Below are 18,592 nucleotides of genomic sequence, written 5' to 3' on the forward strand. Positions count from 1 at the left end.
CGCCTCCGTCACGCTGTAATTCCTTCCCGAAAACTCCGCAAACCCATAGCCATCGGTCAAAAGCCCCCGATTGGCATAGCACTTGCAGAACCCCCTTGCTGGTAGCGGGCGTCGACGCTCACACCACGTCAAGCAAATACACATCGGCAAGGGGAACACACAAATGAAACGACGCAGTCTGCTGAAGTTCGGCTCCATGTCGGGCGCGCTCGCCCTCGCGGGTCAGCTTCCGATCACCAAGGCGCAAGCCGCCGATACGGGTCCGATCAAAGTCGGCATCCTGCATTCGCTGTCGGGCACCATGGCCATCTCCGAGACGTCGCTCAAAGACACGGCGCTCATGACCATTGCCGATATCAACAAGAGCGGCGGCGTGAACGGTCGCCAGCTCGAACCGGTGGTCGTGGACCCGGCGTCCAACTGGCCGCTCTTCGCCGAAAAAGCCCGTCAGCTTCTGACGCAGGACAAGGTCGCCGTCGTGTTCGGCTGCTGGACGTCCGTGTCGCGCAAGTCGGTGCTGCCGGTCTTCGAGGAACTCAACGGCCTGCTCTTCTACCCCGTGCAGTATGAAGGCGAAGAGATGTCGCGCAACGTGTTCTACACGGGCGCGGCGCCGAACCAGCAAGCGATTCCCGCCGTCGAATATCTGATGGGCGCGGAAGGCGGCAGTGCCAAGCGCTTCTTCCTGCTCGGCACGGACTATGTGTATCCGCGCACGACCAACAAGATCCTGCGCGCCTTCCTTCATTCGAAAGGAGTCAAGGATGAGGACATTCAAGAGGTCTACACACCGTTCGGACATAGCGACTATCAAACCATCGTCGCGAACATCAAGACCTTTTCCCAAGGGGGAAAGACAACTGTCGTCTCTACGATCAACGGCGACTCGAACGTACCGTTCTACAAGGAACTCGGCAATCAAGGCCTGAAGGCGACGGACGTGCCCGTGGTCGCGTTCTCGGTCGGTGAAGAAGAACTGCGCGGTATCGATACGAAGCCGCTCGTCGGCCACCTCGCCGCATGGAACTACTTCATGTCGGTGAAGAACCCGAACAACACGAAGTTCGAGAAGGAGTTCTTCGCGTACGCCAAGGCGCAGAATCTGCCGGGCGGCGACAAGCGCGTGACCAACGATCCGATGGAAGCGACCTTCGTCGGCATCCACATGTGGAAGCAGGCGGTCGAGAAAGCAAAGAGCGCCGATGTGGACAAGGTGCGCGTCGCGATGATCGGCCAGAGCTTCGCCGCGCCCTCGGGCTTCACCTTGACGATGGATGGCAACCACCATCTGCACAAGCCCGTGATGATCGGCGAAATTCGCGGCGACGGTCAGTTCAACGTCGTGTGGAAGACGAAGACCGCCATCCGCGCGCAGCCGTGGAGCCCGTATATCGCCGGCAATCAGGGCAAGCCGGACGTGGTCAGCTCGATTCCCTCGTTCCTGCGCCGCGCGCGCACGCGCACGGCCTGACGTATCGAGTCGAGGAAAGGGCCGCGCGTGTCATCGCGCGCGGCCAGTCACCATCAGAAAGGCCACCATGACCGGTTCGTTCGCCCGCCTCTTCCCGCGTATGCTGCTTGCGCTTTTCATCGCGCTCGCGCCGTTCTCCGCGCATGCGCTCACCAGCGACGATCTCGCGCCGCTCGCCGCCGACGACTTCGAGGCGAAGTCCGCGGCCATCGACAAGCTGATCGCCAACGCGGATGCGCCTTCGGTCGCCGTGCTCTCCGCGCTCGCGGACGGCTCGCTCGTCGCCACCGACAATGGCCACGTTTATCTGCAGACCGACGACGGCAACAAGGACCCGCTTACCGGCAAGGTCGTCGAAGCGCCCGACGCGCAGGCGATCACGCTCAACAACATCCTGCGCACGAAAGTGAACGGCGCATTGTCGGGCTTGCAGCTCGCTTCGCCGGATATCGCCAAGCGTCGCGATGCAGTGGCCGCGCTCCTGAAGAATCCCGATCCTTCGATGAAGCCGCTGATCGACCGCGCACGCGCCGGCGAAACCGATCCCGAGCTCAAGAAGCGTCTCGACACGCTCTGGGCGATGACCGCCCTGCACGACGCCGACGTCGCCAAGCGACTGGACGCGGTCAAGCTCGTCGCCGCGCGGCACGATCTCGACATGTACGAATTGCTGCGTCCGCTCGTCGCGAAGAAAGCGGACGGCACCTTCAACGAACCCGACGACCGCGTGCGGGCCGCGGCGCAAGCGGGCATCGAAGACCTCGATTCGATTCAGCATCGCGGCGAAATCTTCGGCACGCTGTTCGCGGGCCTTTCGCTCGGCAGCGTGCTGTTGCTCGCGGCGCTCGGTCTTGCCATCACGTACGGTCTGATCGGCGTCATCAACATGGCGCACGGCGAGTTTTTGATGATCGGCGCCTACGCGACATATGTCGTGCAGAACCTCGTGCAGCATTACGCGCCTGCCGCGTTCAACTGGTATCCGCTCTTTGCCGTACCCGCGTCGTTTGCCGCGGCGGCGCTCGTCGGCATCGTGCTGGAGCGCCTCGTATTGAAGCATCTCTATGGACGTCCGCTCGAAACGCTGCTGACGACCTTCGGTATCAGCCTCATCCTCATTCAGGCGACGCGCACGCTCTTCGGTGCACAGAACGTGCAGGTGACCAATCCTTCGTGGATGAGCGGCGGGATTGCCGTCATGCCGAATCTGATCCTGCCGTATAACCGGCTCACCATTCTCGCCTTCTCGCTCGCCGTCGTGGCGATTGCATGGGGCGTGCTCACGCGCACGCGGCTCGGGCTTTTCGTGCGCGCGGTCACGCAGAACCGCCGCATGGCCGCGTGCGTCGGCGTGAAGACTTCGCGTGTCGATTCGTATGCATTCGCGTTCGGCGCGGGCATCGCGGGACTCGGCGGCTGCGCGCTTTCGCAGATCGGCAACGTCGGACCGGATCTCGGGCAGAGCTACATCATCGATTCCTTCATGGCCGTGGTGCTCGGCGGCGTCGGTCAACTTGCAGGCACGGTGATCGGCGGCTTCGGACTGGGTCTCGTCAACAAGGCGATCGAGCCGTTCTGGGGCGCGGTGCTCGCGAAGATCGCGGTGCTCGTGCTGATCGTGCTGTTCATTCAGAAGCGTCCTCAAGGCATGTTCGCCCTGAAGGGCCGCAGCGCGGAGGCCTGATTCCATGACTGCCTCGACCAATCTCTCAGCCAATCTCGACGTCGCGCCGCAACCCGACGAGAACGCCGCCCGCGCGGGCTTCGCGCTCGGCCTGCCGCCGCGCGCCGCGCTCTTGCCGCGCAACGGCTGGATCGCGCTAATCGCGCTCATCATCGCGATGGGCATCGTCGTGCCGGTCTCCGCGCTCGTGCTGCCGGAAACGAGCACGTTCCATCTGTCCGCGTATGCGATGACGCTCATCGGCAAGCTGATGTGCTATGCCATCGGCGCGCTTGCGCTCGATCTCGTGTGGGGCTACTGCGGCATTCTGAGCCTGGGTCACGCGCTGTTCTTCGCGCTCGGCGGCTACGCAATGGGCATGTACCTGATGCGCTCGATCGGTCGCGAAGGCACGTATCAGAGCGACCTGCCCGACTTCATGGTGTTTCTCGACTGGCACAAGCTGCCGTGGTTTTGGGAAGGCACGGAGCATCTCTGGTATGCGCTTTTGCTCGTCGTGCTCGTGCCGGGCGTGCTCGCGTGGGTGTTCGGCTTCTTCACGTTCCGTTCGCGCGTGAAGGGCGTGTATCTGTCGATCATCACGCAAGCCATGACCTTCGCCGCGATGCTGCTTTTCTATCGCAATGAAACGGGCTTCGGCGGCAATAACGGCTTCACCGACTTCAAGCGCATCGCGGGCTTTCCGATCACGCATCCGGGCACACGCACCGGCCTCTTTCTCATCACGTTCGCGGTGCTGGTGCTCGCGTTTCTCGCGGCGCGCTGGATCGTCACCTCGAAGCTCGGACGTGTGGTGACCGGCGTGCGCGACGGAGAGACGCGTCTCATGTTCCTGGGCTACAGCCCGCTCGCATACAAGCTCTTCATCTGGACCGTGTCGGCGGTGCTGTGCGGCATTGCCGGCGCGCTCTATGTGCCGCAAGTCGGCATCATCAATCCGAGCGAGATGTCGCCCGCCAACTCCATTGAAATGGCGATCTGGGTTGCGGTAGGCGGACGCGGAACGCTCATCGGCCCGATCATCGGCGCGTTCGCCGTGAATGGCGCGAAGAGCTTCTTCACCGCTTATTTCGCGGAATACTGGCTGTTCTTCCTCGGCCTCATCTTCACGCTCGTGCCGCTGCTTCTGCCGAACGGCATCATGGGACTCATCGACATGGCGCGCCGCAAGAAGGCTCACGCAGGAGACGCCGCAGAATGACCGCACATAACGCACTGATCGTCGATCTGCCGCCGTTGCCGCAATCGGAGGAATCGAACGAACGCAACATGAACGGCATCACCGGGCTCGGCCATGTGCTCGCGCCCGGCGAGATCGACGTATCGCACGGCACCATTCTCTACCTCGAAGACGTGACCAAGAGCTTCGACGGCTTTCGAGCGCTCAACAAACTGACCTTGTCGATCGACGTGGGCGAACTGCGCTGCGTCATCGGCCCGAACGGCGCGGGCAAGACCACGATGATGGATGTCGTCACCGGCAAGACGCGTCCCGATACGGGCAAGGTCTTTCTCGGACAGACACTCGACCTCACGCGCATGTCGGAGCCGGTGATCGCGCGTACTGGAATCGGCCGGAAGTTTCAGAAGCCCACGGTGTTCGAGAATCATCCCGTGTGGGAGAACCTCGAACTCGCGATGAAAACGGACAAGCGCTGGTTCGCGTCGCTGCGTTCGCGGCTCGACCGCGCGGCGCAGGCACGTATCGAAGAGACACTGGAGCTGATTCGCCTTCATCATCAGGCCACGCGGCTCGCGGGCGAGTTGTCGCACGGGCAAAAGCAGCGGCTCGAGATCGGCATGTTGCTGATGCAGCAGCCTGCCCTCTTGCTGCTCGACGAACCCGCTGCCGGCATGACCGATCACGAGACCATGGAACTCGCCGAGCTGCTCAACAAACTGCGCGGCTCCTGTTCGATGATGGTCGTCGAACACGACATGGAGTTCGTCGCCGCGCTCGCGGGCGCCGATGGCAAGGTCACGGTCATGGCCGAAGGCAGCGTGCTCGCCGAGGGCACGCTGGAAGACGTTCAGCGCGATGAAGCGGTGATCGAGTCCTACCTCGGACGCTGATCTCACCGCCCGCACAGATCACCAGAGCGAAGCCCAAGGCACCCATGCTAGAAGTCGAATCCCTGAATCAGTACTACGGCGGCAGCCACATTCTTCGCGATGTGAAGATGACCGTCCCCGATGGCAAGCTGACGGTGCTGCTCGGCCGCAACGGCGTCGGCAAGACGACGCTCCTTCGATGTTTGATGGGCGTCGTGCCGACGCGCAGCGGCACCATCACCTGGCGCGACAAGAAGATTTCGTCGATGCCCACGCATGCGCGCGTGACGAATGGCCTCGCCTATGTTCCGCAAGGCCGGGACATCTTCGGCCGCCTCACCGTGGAAGAGAACCTGCTGGTCGGCGCGGCGAGCCGCAAGTCGCCATCGAAGATTCCCGATCACATCTATCAGCTCTTTCCGGTGCTGAAGGACATGAAAAACCGGCGCGGCGGCGACCTTTCGGGCGGTCAGCAACAGCAACTGGCTATCGGCCGCGCGCTGATGAGCGAACCGCAGCTGCTGATTCTCGACGAACCGACCGAAGGCATCCAGCCGTCCATCATTCGCGACATCGGCAGGACGCTGCGCCAACTCGTCGATGAAATGGGCATGACGGTCTTGCTCGTCGAACAGTACTACGACTTCGCGCGCGAACTCGCCGACCGCTACTGGGTGATGAGCCGCGGCGAGATCATCGCGGGCGGCGCGGGCTCCGAGATGGATGAACAGGGTGTGCGAGAGTTGATCGCCGTCTGACTTTTCGGCTTAACATGGCGGCTCACCTCGTCTGCTCAGTTCACTAGTCACTGCTCGCTCATGCATCATGAATCGCACGCGGCGCTCGCTGCCGCGCAAATCGACGCCGATCCAAACGTCTGGCGCGGCCGGCTCGAACTCGGTTTCGAGCAGAAGCATGGGCGCACGGTCTTTTCGCATCGCAAACACGAAGGGCCGCTCAGGCTGCAACGTCCGCTCTATCCGGAAGACGGCATCTGCCACGCGGTGATCGTGCATCCGCCGGGCGGCGTCGCGGGCGGCGACCGGCTCTCCATCGACGTGAAGCTCGGCGAAGACACGCATGCCGTCGTCACGACGCCCGGTTCGACCAAGTGGTACAAGGCCAACGGCAAGCTCGCGACGCAGCGTATAGATATCGCGCTCGCCGCGCATGCGAAGCTCGACTGGCTGCCGCAGAACAACATCGTGTTCGAATCGTCGAACGTGAAGCTCGACTTCAGTCTGACGCTCGGCGAAGGCGCGAGCGCCATCGGCTGGGACGCAATGCTGCTTGGCCGCGCGGCGGCGGGCGAGCGCTGGACGCATGGACATATCGAAGCGGTATCGCGCATTGCGCATGCCGATGGCAAGCCGCTCTGGTTCGAACGCAGCCTGCTCGATGCGACCGATTCTCTTTGCGATGCGGCGCAAGGACTCGCACGCTTTCCCGCTTACGGCACGCTATGGGCGATAGGCCCGGCTTGCGACGATGCGCTCGCCGAAGCCCTCACCGCCGAACTGCCTTTCGCCGATACGTTGCGCGCGGCTGCATCGTGCATTACGCCTGGCGTGTTGATCGTGCGCGCCATCAGCCACTCGATGGAGCCGCTGCAACGCGCGATGACCGAATGCTGGTTGCGGCTGCGGCCTCTCGTGCATGGCGTGAAGGCGCAGCCGTTGCGGCTCTGGACGACGTGAGGACGCAAGCGGCCGCTTCGTTGAAACACTGGCTTAGCGCACTCGACGCCGGGCTCTTACGAACAGCACGACGGCAAACAGCGCGGCGAGAATCAATACGCCAAGCCCGATACGCGCAGCGCTCGCCATGGGCGAGACCGGACCACCGGCACGCAACGTCGCCACATCCTGCGCCGTCACCTGCACATTCTGGCGCCCGAACTGCTGCATCAGATAGCTCGATAACGTGGCGATCTGCGTATCGGACAGCCGGTCTGCAAAGGCGGGCATGTCGACGCTATCAGACGCGCGGTTTGCGGACTCCGGATGCGACACGCCCTGCAGAATCGACATCACGACATTGTTCGGCTGGCCGTTGCGAAACACAGAGTTATGCGACAACGGCGGCAGCTGGCCATCGGCCGTACCTTGACCGCTCGCCTGATGGCAACTCGCGCAATTCGAATCGTAGAGTTGCGGGCCGTTCAGCCGTTCGGGGTCGGCGGGCCACGGCGTCTGACGCACAGCATCCGGATCTTCGATAAGGCCGGACGCCACGTCGAGCGCGAGCGTATCGGCGTCGTCGTGGACGGCGGGAACCGTCTTCAGGTACGTGGCGATCGCTCCGAGGTCCGCATCGGTCAGATACTGCAGGCTGTGATTCACGGCCTCCGCCATCGGGCCGACTGCCTGCGCCTTGCCCCGCACGACGCCCGTTTTCAGGTACGCGACGATATCCTGCTCGCTCCATCCGCCGATACCGCTCGTCGTGTCGGACGTGATATTGGGCGCGTACCACGCGCCGACCGCACCGCCCGCCAAGCCACGCGAGGTCTGCTCCGCCATCAGCAGATTGCGTGGCGTGTGACAGACGCTGCAATGCGCAAGGCCTTCGACGAGATAAGCGCCGCGATTCCACTCCACGCTCTTTTGCGGGTCGGGCTTGAAGCGATCCTTGTCGACGAAGAGCAGATTCCACGGAATGAGCGATGCCCGAATGCTGAACGGGAACGGCAGATCGGTGTGCGGCACGGCGCTATCCACAGCGGGCACGGCCTTCATGAAGTACGTGTAAAGCGCGTGTACGTCGGGATCGGTGAGCTTCGCGAACGAGGTGTACGGCATCGCCGGATAAAGCTGCGCGCCGTCGGCACGCTTGCCGGCGCGCAGGGCATCGGCGAACTGCGCCTCGGTGTAGGAACCGATACCGTGCGTCTTCGATGCCGTGATGTTGGTCGACCAGATGGTGCCCATGGGAGAGGCAATTGCCAGTCCGCCCGCGAACGGCTTGCCGCCGGTCGCCGTGTGACAGGCCACGCAATCGCCCGCGCGCGCGAGATACTCGCCACGCTGAATCAACGCGGATTCATCGACGGCGGCTTCCGCGTGAGCGCTCGCCGGCATCCACCCGATGGCAAGCGAGGCGACAGCCACGCCAGCCGCCATTGCACGCTTGATGAAACTTCCGATGACGAACGCATGGCGTTCGACTGCGCTTGTTCGCGACATGATGTGTTCGTGCTTCATCGCGCTTCCTTCACGATGTGATCGACAGTGCGCAGCGCGAGCGCGGCACCCGTGAGCGTCGAGTTGACGGTGGCGGCAGTCGGCATGACGCCGGTACTCGCGAGGAAGAGGTTTTCGTGATCGTGCGTGCGGCCCCAGGCGTCGCACACGGAATCGGCCGGGTCCGCGCCCATCGAGAGCGTGCCGGTGATGTGCTGATTGTTGCTGTAGACGCCATCGGGACTGTGACGCAGGTTGGTGCCGCTCATGAGGTCGGCGACCTTCAGGTAGAAGGCTTTCGACGCCTGCATGCCCTTCTCGACGTAATCGCTCATGCGATATTCGACCGCCGGACGCGGCAGCCCGAGCGCGTCTTTCTGATCACTGAGATAGATCCTGTTGCGCCGGTCGGGCAAGATTTCAAGCACGTTCTTCAGGCTGACCTGATGCGCCGCGCGCTCGCGCAATTGCTTCTCGAGTTCCGGACCATAGACACCCTTGCCAATCAGGTCCTGCGTAATGGACAACACCTGCGACGAATTGCCGATGTCGACGCGAAACGCCGCGTGTTCACTGCGGAACGCGCCATCGCGCATCAACTGGATCGACGACGGGCTCATCGGCCCGCGACCGGCCCAGACCTCGTCTTGCGCGTCGAAGGTCAACGAGTTGCTCGGATGATCCATCAGGTTCTGGCCCAAGGTGCCCGAACTGTTCGCGAGACCATTCTTGAACTTGTCGCTTGCCGACATCAGCAAGAGGCGCGGACTTTCAACGCCGTTCGCCGCCAGAATGAAGGTCTTCGCCGTCACTCGAACCGATGCCTTCTCGGGCGTGTAGTAATGCACGGCGACGATCTTGCCGCTGGCATCGTGCTCGATCTTGTAGACCACCGCGTTCGGCAGCAGCTTCACGCCCGAGGCTTCGGCGGCATCGGCTGCAAGGCCACCGTGGTATTGCGCATCGATCGGGCAAATCGGCATGCAGTTGTTGTTGCCGCAGCAGGCTGGCCGGCCATCGTATGTGCGGCTGTTGCGTGCAGTCGTGTTCGTGATGACCGCGATGCCCGCCGGTGCAAGCCGCTCGCGAAAGCGCTGCTCCAGATACGATTCGGTCACGGGTTGCATCGGGAACGGCTTGCTGCGCGGCGAACCGTTGTCGGGTGCGCCGGAGACGCCCATCTTCACTTCCGCTTCGAAATAGAACGGCTCCAGGTCTTCGTAGGCAATCGGCCAGTCGCGGCCCACGCCATATAGCGTCTTCAGACGCATGTCGTTGGGCAGGACGCGCCAAGCCTGCGCCGCCCAGTGCCACGTCGTGCCGCCCACGGCGCGGATATATTCCGGCTCGTACGGATACGGACCGTTCTGCACGATGTAGTTGTTCTTGGTCGGCTTGTAGACCGGATGCGGCGACCACGACGAGAACGGATACGGCGACATGAAGTCGTTCTTGCGAGGCGAGTTGCGAAAGCCCGCCACGATCTGTTCGCGCGTGATGCGTGGACCCGACTCGAGGATCAAGACGGATGCACCGTGCTGCGCCATTTTTTGCGCGGCAAGCGACCCGATGATCCCCGAACCGATCACGACGACATCGGCGCTGTTCGGCACGTTGGTTTGAGAGGACATGTTCGAGGCAATGAAAAGTGCCGGCGCGCGTGCGCTGCGGGCCGGGGCATGGATGGGAAACGTTTGGAGTGTGTTTGGCGCCGGAAAACCGGCAGTGCGGGTTCTGCTGGCTACACGCGCGCGGCAGCGGGAGCCACGAGCGGCGGCAGGCTCACCGTGCGGGGATCGACTCGCCAAGCGCCATAACCGCCGTAGGCATAACTCGGCGGACGCAGGCGGTCTTCGACGACGCGGTTCATCAGGCTGGTCGTGTAGGTGATGGCGCGCGCACGTTCGCCATCGCCGACCACGCCGACATACCAGGCCGTCACGATACGACGCGGCAAGGAGGCATAAGAAGCCTTGGCCGCGTCCAGGTCCGCTTGCAGATGCAGCGGGTCGGGCTTGTTTGCCGTGAGATACGCCGCCAGTTGCTGGCACGCGGCGCCGAAGCCGGCATCGTCGTCGAGCAGCGCTTGCAGGAGTCGAGATGTCTGCGTCGGGTCGAGCGAGCGCTCGCCGATCAGATAGCGCGAGACATCGGCGAATGCACGAGTGGTCGCGGCGTCCGCACCCGAGCTTGCGCCCGCGGCAAAGACGGGACGCATGAACGTGACCGCGGGAACCAGGGTCAATGAAGCGACGACACCACCGACGATCAATCTGCGCAACGGGTTTGGCGTATCGGAAAGAGCGAGGCGGAAGTGTGCGGGAAGGATACGACGCTAGAGTCGTGCAGCGACTCCAGGCGTTTTTTATCGGCAGACATAGAGGTCAAACATGAGGCTTCGTTGAGCGGACACATGGCCGGCATTCGGCCTGTGGCGATACATTGAACGAGGCGCTTTGCGGCCATGACAGGCGAAGCTTCAAGCGCGGGTCGGCACGTTCGACGGGTGGCTCATTTTGCCAGACAGGTACTTACGATTAGTGCATCGAGGCGTCGGCACGACGTAAATTCACATTTTCAGCAAGCGGACACGTCCGAGTTTACGATCCAGCCGCACGAGTCATTTCGCGCGACTTTCACCGGGATGGCATGGCAGCGGAAACGAATCCGCATGTCGTTCAATAAGACAGTGCCGCCGCCCGAACTTTGCGCACCAAGAACAGGCACCCGCGCGCCCCGCGATGGTGCAAGCACATACAGCCGCCACGCCGGATCCTCCTGCCCACAAGCCGCGGGCCGTAATGGCATGACTTTCGCTTGAGACATCCTTCAGAAGCCGCGCTCTCCAACGCGGTCGATTCAAGAACGAAGGATCTTCGATGCACATCAAGCTTGCTCTCGCCCGCCGCCGCACGGCGCTCGCCGCGCTTCTCGCCGCCCCGCTCCTCGCACTGACACCGCTCGCCGCACATGCCGATGCACTCGACAACATCGCGAAGAGCGGCACGCTGCGCGTCGCGGTGCCCGAGGACTATCCGCCTTTCGGTTTCGTGGGTGCCGACATGAAGCCGCAAGGCTACGACGTCGATACCGCCGCGCTGCTCGCCAAGGCGTTGAACGTGAAGCTCGAACTCGTGCCGGTGAACAGCGCGAACCGCATCCCTTACCTCACCACCAACAAGGTCGATCTCGTGATCTCGTCGCTCGGCAAGACGCCGGAGCGCGAGAAGGTCCTCGATTTTTCCGCGCCTTATGCGCCGTACTACCAGGGCGTGTTCGGCCCCGCCGACATCAAGGTGACCGGTCCCGCCGATCTCACCGGCAAGACCGTCGGCGCCACGCGCGGCGCGCTGGAAGAAATCGCGCTCTCGCAGATGGCGCCCAACGCCACCATCAAGCGCTTCGAGGACAACAACGCCACCATCTCCGCATTCCTCTCGGGTCAGGTGCAGTTGATCGCCGCGGGCAACATCGTGGCTGCCGCGATCATCGCGAAGAATCCGCCGCGCCGTCCGGAACCGAAGTTCGTCATCAAGGACTCGCCGTGCTTCGTCGGCCTGAACAAGAACGAGCCGAAGCTGCTCGCGAAGGTCAACGACGCCATCGCGCAGGCGAAGAAGGACGGCACGCTCGGCGCGATGTCGAAGAAATGGTTCGGCCAGCCGCTGCCGGCAAGCCTCTGATCGAGGACTGCTCAAGCGATGGCCTATGAACTCCAATTCGGCGATCTCACGAACTATGCGGGCATGTTCGCGAGCGGCGCGGCGACGACGCTTGCGCTCACGGCCGTCTCGACGGTGCTCGGCGTAACCGTCGGCGTGCTCGGCGCGGCCGGTCGCAACAGCACGCGTGCGTGGTTGCGCGCATCCGTCGGCGGCTATGTCGAAGCCATCCGCAACACGCCGTTCATCGTGCAACTGTTCTTCGTGTTCTTCGGCTTGCCGGCGCTCGGCATCCACTTGAGCGAATACGTCGCCGCGATTCTCGCGATGACCCTCAATCTCGGCGCGTACAGCATCGAGATCATTCGGTCGGGGATTGCCGCCGTGCCGAAGGGTCATCACGAAGCGGCCGCTTCGCTCGCCATGTCGCGCGGCGAGATCTTTCGTCACGTCGTGCTGCCGCAAGCGATCGCCAAGGTGTTCCCGGCGCTCACGAGTCAGATCGTCATCACCATGCTCGGCTCGGCGGTGGTGTCGCAAATCTCCGTGCCGGATTTGACCTACGCGGCGAGCTATATCCAGTCGCGCAACTTCCGCGCGTTCGAGACGTGCTTCCTGATCACGGCGGCTTATCTCGCGCTCGCGCTGATACTGCGCGCGGCGTTGAACGCGGCAGGCAAGCGCTTTTTCGTCAACAGCCGGAGTCCCGCGCGATGATCGAATTCACTTTCGCTCAGATCGTCGAGAACCTGTTGCTGGCCGCGCGCTGGACTATCGTGCTGTCGATCGTCTCGTTCGTGCTCGGCGGTGTCGTCGGCTTCGCGCTGCTCGTGATGCGCGTGTCGAAGTCGGAGTTTTTGCGCACCATCGTGAAGGGCTACATCCAGATTTTCCAGGGCACGCCCTTGCTGATGCAGCTTTTTCTCGTGTTCTTCGGCTTGCCGCTGATTGGTGTGGAAGTCTCGCCGTGGCTCGCGGCGACCGTGGGTCTCACGTTCTTCACGAGCGCCTATCTCGCGGAGATCTGGCGCGGCGCGGTGGAAGCCGTGCCGAAAGGTCAGTGGGAAGCGTCGTCCAGCCTGGCGATGAACTACTTCGAGCAATTGCGTCATGTGATCCTGCCGCAGGCGCTGCGTATCGCCATTGGACCGACGGTCGGCTTCGCGGTGCAGGCGGTGAAGGATACGGCGCTCGTTTCGATCATCGGCTTCACCGAACTCACGAAAGCCGGCACGATGATCTCGAACGCGACGTTCCGGCCGTTTCTCGTGTACGGCCTCGTTGCGATCATCTACTTCGTGCTTTGCTATCCGCTCACGCGCTATGCGCGGACGCTCGAAAGGAAATGGAATGCCGCTCGTTGAAACCCGCAATCTGCAAAAACAGTTCGGCTCGAATCAGGTTCTGAAGGGCATCGACTTTTCGGTCGAGCAAGGGCAAGTGGTGGCCATCATCGGGCGAAGCGGCTCGGGCAAGAGCACGCTCTTGCGGACCTTGAACGGACTGGAAAGTATCGACGAAGGTTCGATCGAGATCGATGGCGAACATATCGATGCGCGCCGCGCCGACCTCCGCGCGTTGCGTCTGAAAGTCGGCATGGTGTTTCAGCAGTACAACCTCTTTCCGCATCTGACAGCGGGACAAAACGTGATGCTCGCGCAGACGGTCGTCAAAAAGATCCACAAGGCGAAGGCGCGCGCCACGGCCCATAGCGTGCTCGAACGCGTGGGACTCGGCGACAAGTTCGACGCCTATCCCGAGCAGCTATCCGGAGGACAACAGCAGCGCGTGGCCATTGCACGCGCGCTTGCCATGAAGCCGACCGTGCTGCTGTGCGACGAAATCACCTCGGCGCTCGACCCCGAACTCGTCGGCGAAGTGCTGGCGGTCGTCGAAAGCCTGGCTCGCGACGGGATGACGCTCATCATGGTCACGCATGAGATGCGCTTCGCGCGCAAGGTTTCCGACAAGGTCGTCTTCATGCACCAGGGGCGAGTCTGGGAATCGGGCGCGCCCGAAGAGATTTTCGAGCGGCCTTCGACGGTGGAGCTGCAAAGGTTCATTCAGTGAGGCTCGTTTGCCGCGATGCATGGGCTCGATTTCCCATTTCACCCTTGAACCAGTGCTAGCATAGATCACCCGCCCCCAAGCGAAGTCAACGTCCCTGACCGATGAAACTCACCCCTCGCGAAAAAGACAAACTGCTGATTTTCACCGCGGCGCTCTTAGCCGAACGCCGCCGCGCTCGCGGCCTCAAGCTGAACTATCCGGAAGCCATCGCCTTCATTTCGGCGGCGCTCATGGAAGCGGCGCGCGACGGTCAGACCGTCGCCGAGGTCATGCATTACGGCACCACGCTGCTAAGCCGTGACGACGTCATGGAAGGCGTGCCCGAAATGATCCCCGACATCCAGATCGAAGCCACCTTCCCCGATGGCACGAAGCTGGTCACGGTCCACCATCCGATCCCCTAAGCACATGATTCCCGGCGAATACTTTATCGACGACGGCGAGCACGAACTCAACGTGGGCCGCGAAACCGTTACGGTCACCGTCGCGAATCACGGCGACCGCCCCGTGCAGGTCGGCTCGCACTATCACTTCTACGAAGTCAACACGGCACTCAAGTTCGAACGGGAGAAGGCGCGCGGCTTTCGTCTCAACATCGCGGCCGGCACCGCCGTACGCTTCGAACCGGGACAGGAGCGCACCGTCGAACTCGTCGCGCTCGCGGGCGATCGCCATGTCTATGGCTTCAATGGCCTCGTGATGGGCCCTCTCTGACCAGGATACCTACGATATGACGTTACGCATCGGCCGCCGCGCTTACGCGGAAATGTTCGGCCCGACCACCGGCGACCGTGTGCGCCTCGCCGACACCGACCTCATCATCGAAGTCGAACGCGACTTCACCACGTACGGCGAGGAAGTGAAGTTCGGCGGCGGCAAGGTCATTCGCGACGGCATGGGCCAGTCGCAGCGCCCATCCGCCGAAGTGGTCGATACCGTCGTCACCAACGCGCTGATCCTCGATCACTGGGGCATCGTGAAAGCCGACATCGGCATCAAGGGCGGACGCGTCTTCGCTATCGGCAAGGCGGGCAATCCCGACATTCAGCCGAACGTGAACATCGCGATCGGCGCGGCCACCGAAGTCATTGCGGGCGAAGGCATGATCGTGACCGCCGGCGGCATCGACTCGCATATCCACTTCATTAGCCCGCAGCAGATCGACGAAGCGCTCGCAAGCGGCGTGACCACCATGCTCGGTGGCGGCACCGGTCCCGCGACCGGCACCAACGCCACGACCTGCACACCGGGCCCGTGGCATCTCGAACGCATGCTGCAAGCCGCCGATGGCTGGCCGGTCAACCTGGGCTTTCTCGGCAAGGGCAACACGAGCTTGGCGGAACCGCTCGTCGAACAGATCAAGGCGGGCGCGATCGGCCTCAAGCTGCACGAAGACTGGGGCACGACGCCCGCGGCTATCGACAACTGCCTTTCCGTCGCCGACGACACCGACACGCAAGTCGCCATCCACACGGATACGCTGAACGAAGCCGGCTTCGTCGAAACCACCGTCGCCGCGTTCAAGGGCCGCACGATTCATACGTATCACACCGAAGGCGCGGGCGGCGGTCACGCACCCGACATCATCAAGGTGTGCGGCGAGTCCAACGTGCTGCCCTCTTCCACCAATCCCACGCGCCCATACACCATCAACACGCTCGACGAGCATCTCGACATGCTGATGGTGTGCCATCACCTCGACCCGTCGATTGCCGAAGACATTGCATTCGCCGAATCGCGCATTCGCCGCGAGACCATTGCCGCCGAGGATATCCTCCACGATCTGGGCGCGCTTTCCATGCTTTCGTCGGATTCACAAGCGATGGGCCGTGTCGGCGAAGTGATCATTCGCACCTGGCAGACGGCGCACAAGATGAAGGTGCAACGCGGCGCGCTGCCCGAGGACACCGGACGCAATGACAACTTCCGCGCGAAGCGTTATGTCGCGAAGTACACGATCAACCCGGCGATCACACATGGCATCGCGCATGAAGTGGGCTCCATCGAGCCGGGCAAATGGGCCGACCTCGTCTTCTGGGAACCGGCGTTCTTCGGCGTGAAGCCCGCGATGATCGTCAAGGGCGGGATGATCGCGGTGGCGCAGATGGGCGATCCGAACGCATCGATTCCTACGCCGCAGCCGGTGCATTATCGCGAGATGTTCGCCACGCGCGGCGGCGCGCTCGGCAAGACGTCGCTGACGTTCGTCTCGCAGATGGCGGCGGAAGCGCGCATTGCGGATCGCTACGGTTTGAAGAAGCAGGTCGTCGCCGTGAAAAACTGCCGCAATGTGAAGAAGGCCGACATGATTCACAATGCATGGCAACCGTCCATCAGCGTCGATCCGCAGACCTATCAGGTGATCGCCGACGGACAACTGCTCACTTGCGACCCCGCCACCGTTCTGCCGATGGCGCAACGCTACTTCCTGTTCTGACGCACGCCATGCGCACTATCGATAAACGTCTTACCGCCAAGCTCGCACCTGTACTCGTCAAACGCGCGCCCACGCTCACGCTCGCCTTCGATGCGCGCTGCAAGAGCCGCCTCGCCGCCACGCTGGACCACGGCGAGGAAGTCGCGCTCGTGATGCCGCGCGGCACCGTGCTCGCGGACGGCGACATGCTCGTCGCGGACGATGGCGGTTTCGTGCGCGTGGTGGCCGCGCCGGAGGACGTGCTGATCGTGCGGGCGCCGAGCGTGCGTCTCTTGACACGCGCGGCTTATCACCTTGGCAACCGGCATACGCCGGTCGAAGTCGGCGCGGAGTATTTGAAGCTCGAAGCCGATCCGGTGCTCGAAGACATGCTCAGGCGTCTCGGTTGTATCGTCGGGCATGAGTCGCAGCCGTTTCAGCCTGAGACCGGCGCTTATGGCGGCGGGCACAAGCACGGCCACGATGAAACCTTCGGCGAGGACTATGCGCTCGCGCAGAAGGTTTATAGCGAGCATCACGGGCATTCGCACGACCATGACCATGACCACGAACACGAGCACAAGCACGCTCACGATGCCCATGATCACGATCACTCCCAATGCGGCCACGATCACTCGCATGATCATGGCCACGACCACAAGCACAAGCACGATCACTGATGCAAACCGCTGAGCTCACCGCGCTGCTGCATCTGGCGTCGCCTGCGCTGCCTATCGGCGCGTTCAGCTATTCGCAAGGACTCGAAGCGGCCATCGAACACGGTTTCATCCACGATGCCGACAGTGCCCGCGACTGGATTGCAAGCGGGCTCGTCAACGTGCTCGCACGCGGCGAACTGCCGTTTCTCGCGCATCAGCTGCAACGCTGGCACGCGCACGACGAAGCCGCCTTGACCGCGGCGAACGACGAATACATCGCGAGCCGCGAGTCGTCGGAGTTGCGCCGCGAGACCGAGCAAATGGGCTGGTCGCTTGCGCAGTTGTGCGCGTCGCTCGAATGGGGCGATGCCGCGCGCCGCGCCACGCTTGCCGCGATCAAGCCGATTGCGCAACCGACGGCGTTCGCCTTTGCCGCCTTCGCGCACGATGCCGCGCCCGACGCGATGCTCGCCGCCTACGCGTTCGGTTGGGTCGAGAATCAGGCGGCCGCGGCGCTCAAGGCCGTGCCGCTCGGGCAACTTGCGGGGCAGCGCATCATCGTGGCGTTACGCGCGCCGATAGACGACGCCGTGCGCCGCGCGCTGGCGACATCGCCGAACCAGGTCAATACTTTCGCGCCGCAACTCGGCATTTTGTCGGCGCGGCACGAGTCGCAATATTCGCGGCTTTTCCGCTCCTGATCGCAGAAACCGAAGCACTTCAAACAACGCCCATGAACGCCCCTGCTTATTCTTCCGCCGCCCGTCGAACCAAGAAGCTGCCGCCGTTGCGCGTCGGCGTGGGCGGGCCGGTCGGCTCCGGCAAGACCACGCTGCTCGAAATGCTCTGCAAGGCGATGCGCGAGAAATACGATCTCGTCGCCATCACCAATGACATCTACACGAAGGAAGATCAGCGCCTCCTGACCGTTGCGGGCGCGCTGCCCGCCGAGCGCATCATGGGCGTGGAGACGGGCGGTTGCCCACACACGGCCATTCGCGAGGATGCGTCGATCAACCTTGAAGCCGTCGATCGCATGGTGTCGCGCTTCCCGGATGCGGACATCGTCTTCATCGAATCGGGCGGCGACAATCTCGCGGCGACCTTCAGCCCCGAGTTGTCGGACCTGACCATCTATGTGATCGATGTCGCGGGCGGCGAGAAGATCCCGCGTAAAGGCGGACCGGGCATCACGAAGTCGGATCTGCTCGTCATCAATAAAACGGATCTCGCGCCTTATGTCGGCGCGAATCTCGACGTGATGGCGAGCGACGCGAAGAAGATGCGCGGTGAACGTCCGTTCGTGATGTGCAACCTCAAGGCGCTCGATGGCGTGGATACGGTGATCGGCTTCATCGAGAAGAAGGGCTTGCTGGTTTAGGCGCTTCGAGCGCCG

19 protein-coding genes are annotated in these 18,592 nt (G+C 62.9%); 16 read left to right on the forward strand and 3 right to left on the reverse strand.

The window, feature by feature from the left end; all coding sequences use genetic code 11:
* The first annotated feature begins 163 nt into the window (after positions 1 to 163).
* The 6 genes from urtA (at position 164) to NCR40_RS10155 (ending at position 6,904) form a co-directional block, all read left to right on the forward strand.
* Positions 164 to 1,471, forward strand: a complete 1,308-nt coding sequence (urtA, locus tag NCR40_RS10130; protein WP_244825971.1) for an urea ABC transporter substrate-binding protein — start codon at positions 164 to 166, stop codon at positions 1,469 to 1,471.
* 67 nt (positions 1,472 to 1,538) lie between these two features.
* Complete coding sequence (urtB, locus tag NCR40_RS10135; RefSeq protein WP_244825973.1) at positions 1,539 to 3,155, forward strand: urea ABC transporter permease subunit UrtB; 1,617 nt, start codon at positions 1,539 to 1,541, stop codon at positions 3,153 to 3,155.
* A 4-nt stretch (positions 3,156 to 3,159) separates the two neighbouring features.
* Positions 3,160 to 4,356, forward strand: coding sequence for an urea ABC transporter permease subunit UrtC (gene urtC / locus NCR40_RS10140; protein ID WP_250465351.1), 1,197 nt, complete (start codon positions 3,160 to 3,162; stop codon positions 4,354 to 4,356).
* 68 nt (positions 4,357 to 4,424) lie between these two features.
* Entirely contained in the window at positions 4,425 to 5,228 is an 804-nt protein-coding gene (gene urtD / locus NCR40_RS10145; RefSeq protein WP_244828098.1) for an urea ABC transporter ATP-binding protein UrtD, read from the forward strand.
* Positions 5,229 to 5,272: 44 nt separating this feature from the next.
* Positions 5,273 to 5,965, forward strand: coding sequence for an urea ABC transporter ATP-binding subunit UrtE (gene urtE, locus NCR40_RS10150; protein WP_250465353.1), 693 nt, complete (start codon positions 5,273 to 5,275; stop codon positions 5,963 to 5,965).
* A gap of 60 nt (positions 5,966 to 6,025) precedes the next feature.
* Positions 6,026 to 6,904, forward strand: a complete 879-nt coding sequence (locus NCR40_RS10155) for an urease accessory protein UreD (protein ID WP_250509376.1) — start codon at positions 6,026 to 6,028, stop codon at positions 6,902 to 6,904.
* Positions 6,905 to 6,937: 33 nt separating this feature from the next.
* On the opposite strand, the gene NCR40_RS10160 is transcribed toward NCR40_RS10155, so the two are convergent.
* From NCR40_RS10160 to NCR40_RS10170, 3 genes are all read right to left on the reverse strand, one after another.
* Positions 6,938 to 8,410, reverse strand: coding sequence for a c-type cytochrome (locus NCR40_RS10160; RefSeq protein WP_250509377.1), 1,473 nt, complete (start codon positions 8,408 to 8,410; stop codon positions 6,938 to 6,940).
* On the reverse strand, positions 8,407 to 10,020 hold the full coding sequence (locus NCR40_RS10165) for a GMC family oxidoreductase (RefSeq protein WP_250509378.1): 1,614 nt from the start codon (positions 10,018 to 10,020) through the stop codon (positions 8,407 to 8,409). The genes NCR40_RS10160 and NCR40_RS10165 overlap by 4 nt, the downstream gene beginning before the upstream one ends.
* A gap of 110 nt (positions 10,021 to 10,130) precedes the next feature.
* Positions 10,131 to 10,670, reverse strand: a complete 540-nt coding sequence (locus NCR40_RS10170; protein WP_350029295.1) for a sugar dehydrogenase complex small subunit — start codon at positions 10,668 to 10,670, stop codon at positions 10,131 to 10,133.
* Between the two features lie 598 nt (positions 10,671 to 11,268).
* Between NCR40_RS10170 and NCR40_RS10175 the strand changes: the two genes are divergently transcribed.
* From NCR40_RS10175 to ureG, 10 genes are all read left to right on the forward strand, one after another.
* Positions 11,269 to 12,072, forward strand: coding sequence for a transporter substrate-binding domain-containing protein (locus tag NCR40_RS10175; RefSeq protein WP_250509379.1), 804 nt, complete (start codon positions 11,269 to 11,271; stop codon positions 12,070 to 12,072).
* Between the two features lie 18 nt (positions 12,073 to 12,090).
* Entirely contained in the window at positions 12,091 to 12,768 is a 678-nt protein-coding gene (locus NCR40_RS10180) for an amino acid ABC transporter permease (RefSeq protein WP_244825988.1), read from the forward strand.
* The gene (locus NCR40_RS10185; RefSeq protein WP_244825990.1) at positions 12,765 to 13,415 is read left to right on the forward strand and encodes an amino acid ABC transporter permease; all 651 of its coding nucleotides are present in this window, start codon (positions 12,765 to 12,767) and stop codon (positions 13,413 to 13,415) included. The genes NCR40_RS10180 and NCR40_RS10185 overlap by 4 nt, the downstream gene beginning before the upstream one ends.
* Positions 13,402 to 14,121, forward strand: coding sequence for an amino acid ABC transporter ATP-binding protein (locus tag NCR40_RS10190; RefSeq protein ID WP_244825991.1), 720 nt, complete (start codon positions 13,402 to 13,404; stop codon positions 14,119 to 14,121). The genes NCR40_RS10185 and NCR40_RS10190 overlap by 14 nt, the downstream gene beginning before the upstream one ends.
* Positions 14,122 to 14,222: 101 nt before the next feature.
* Entirely contained in the window at positions 14,223 to 14,525 is a 303-nt protein-coding gene (ureA, locus tag NCR40_RS10195; RefSeq protein WP_244825992.1) for an urease subunit gamma, read from the forward strand.
* A gap of 4 nt (positions 14,526 to 14,529) precedes the next feature.
* Positions 14,530 to 14,835, forward strand: a complete 306-nt coding sequence (locus NCR40_RS10200) for an urease subunit beta (protein ID WP_250509380.1) — start codon at positions 14,530 to 14,532, stop codon at positions 14,833 to 14,835.
* A gap of 16 nt (positions 14,836 to 14,851) precedes the next feature.
* Complete coding sequence (gene ureC, locus NCR40_RS10205; RefSeq protein ID WP_250509381.1) at positions 14,852 to 16,558, forward strand: urease subunit alpha; 1,707 nt, start codon at positions 14,852 to 14,854, stop codon at positions 16,556 to 16,558.
* Positions 16,559 to 16,566: 8 nt separating this feature from the next.
* Positions 16,567 to 17,217: an urease accessory protein UreE gene (ureE, locus tag NCR40_RS10210; protein ID WP_250509382.1), complete on the forward strand. Its 651-nt coding sequence runs from the start codon at positions 16,567 to 16,569 to the stop codon at positions 17,215 to 17,217.
* Complete coding sequence (locus NCR40_RS10215; RefSeq protein WP_250509383.1) at positions 17,217 to 17,897, forward strand: urease accessory protein UreF; 681 nt, start codon at positions 17,217 to 17,219, stop codon at positions 17,895 to 17,897. Before ureE ends, NCR40_RS10215 begins: the two co-directional genes overlap by 1 nt.
* A gap of 32 nt (positions 17,898 to 17,929) precedes the next feature.
* On the forward strand, positions 17,930 to 18,577 hold the full coding sequence (ureG, locus tag NCR40_RS10220) for an urease accessory protein UreG (protein WP_244826002.1): 648 nt from the start codon (positions 17,930 to 17,932) through the stop codon (positions 18,575 to 18,577).
* Positions 18,578 to 18,592 lie beyond the last annotated feature (15 nt).

The sequence above is a fragment of the Caballeronia sp. GACF4 genome, assembly GCF_023631025.1.
Taxonomy (GTDB): domain Bacteria; phylum Pseudomonadota; class Gammaproteobacteria; order Burkholderiales; family Burkholderiaceae; genus Caballeronia.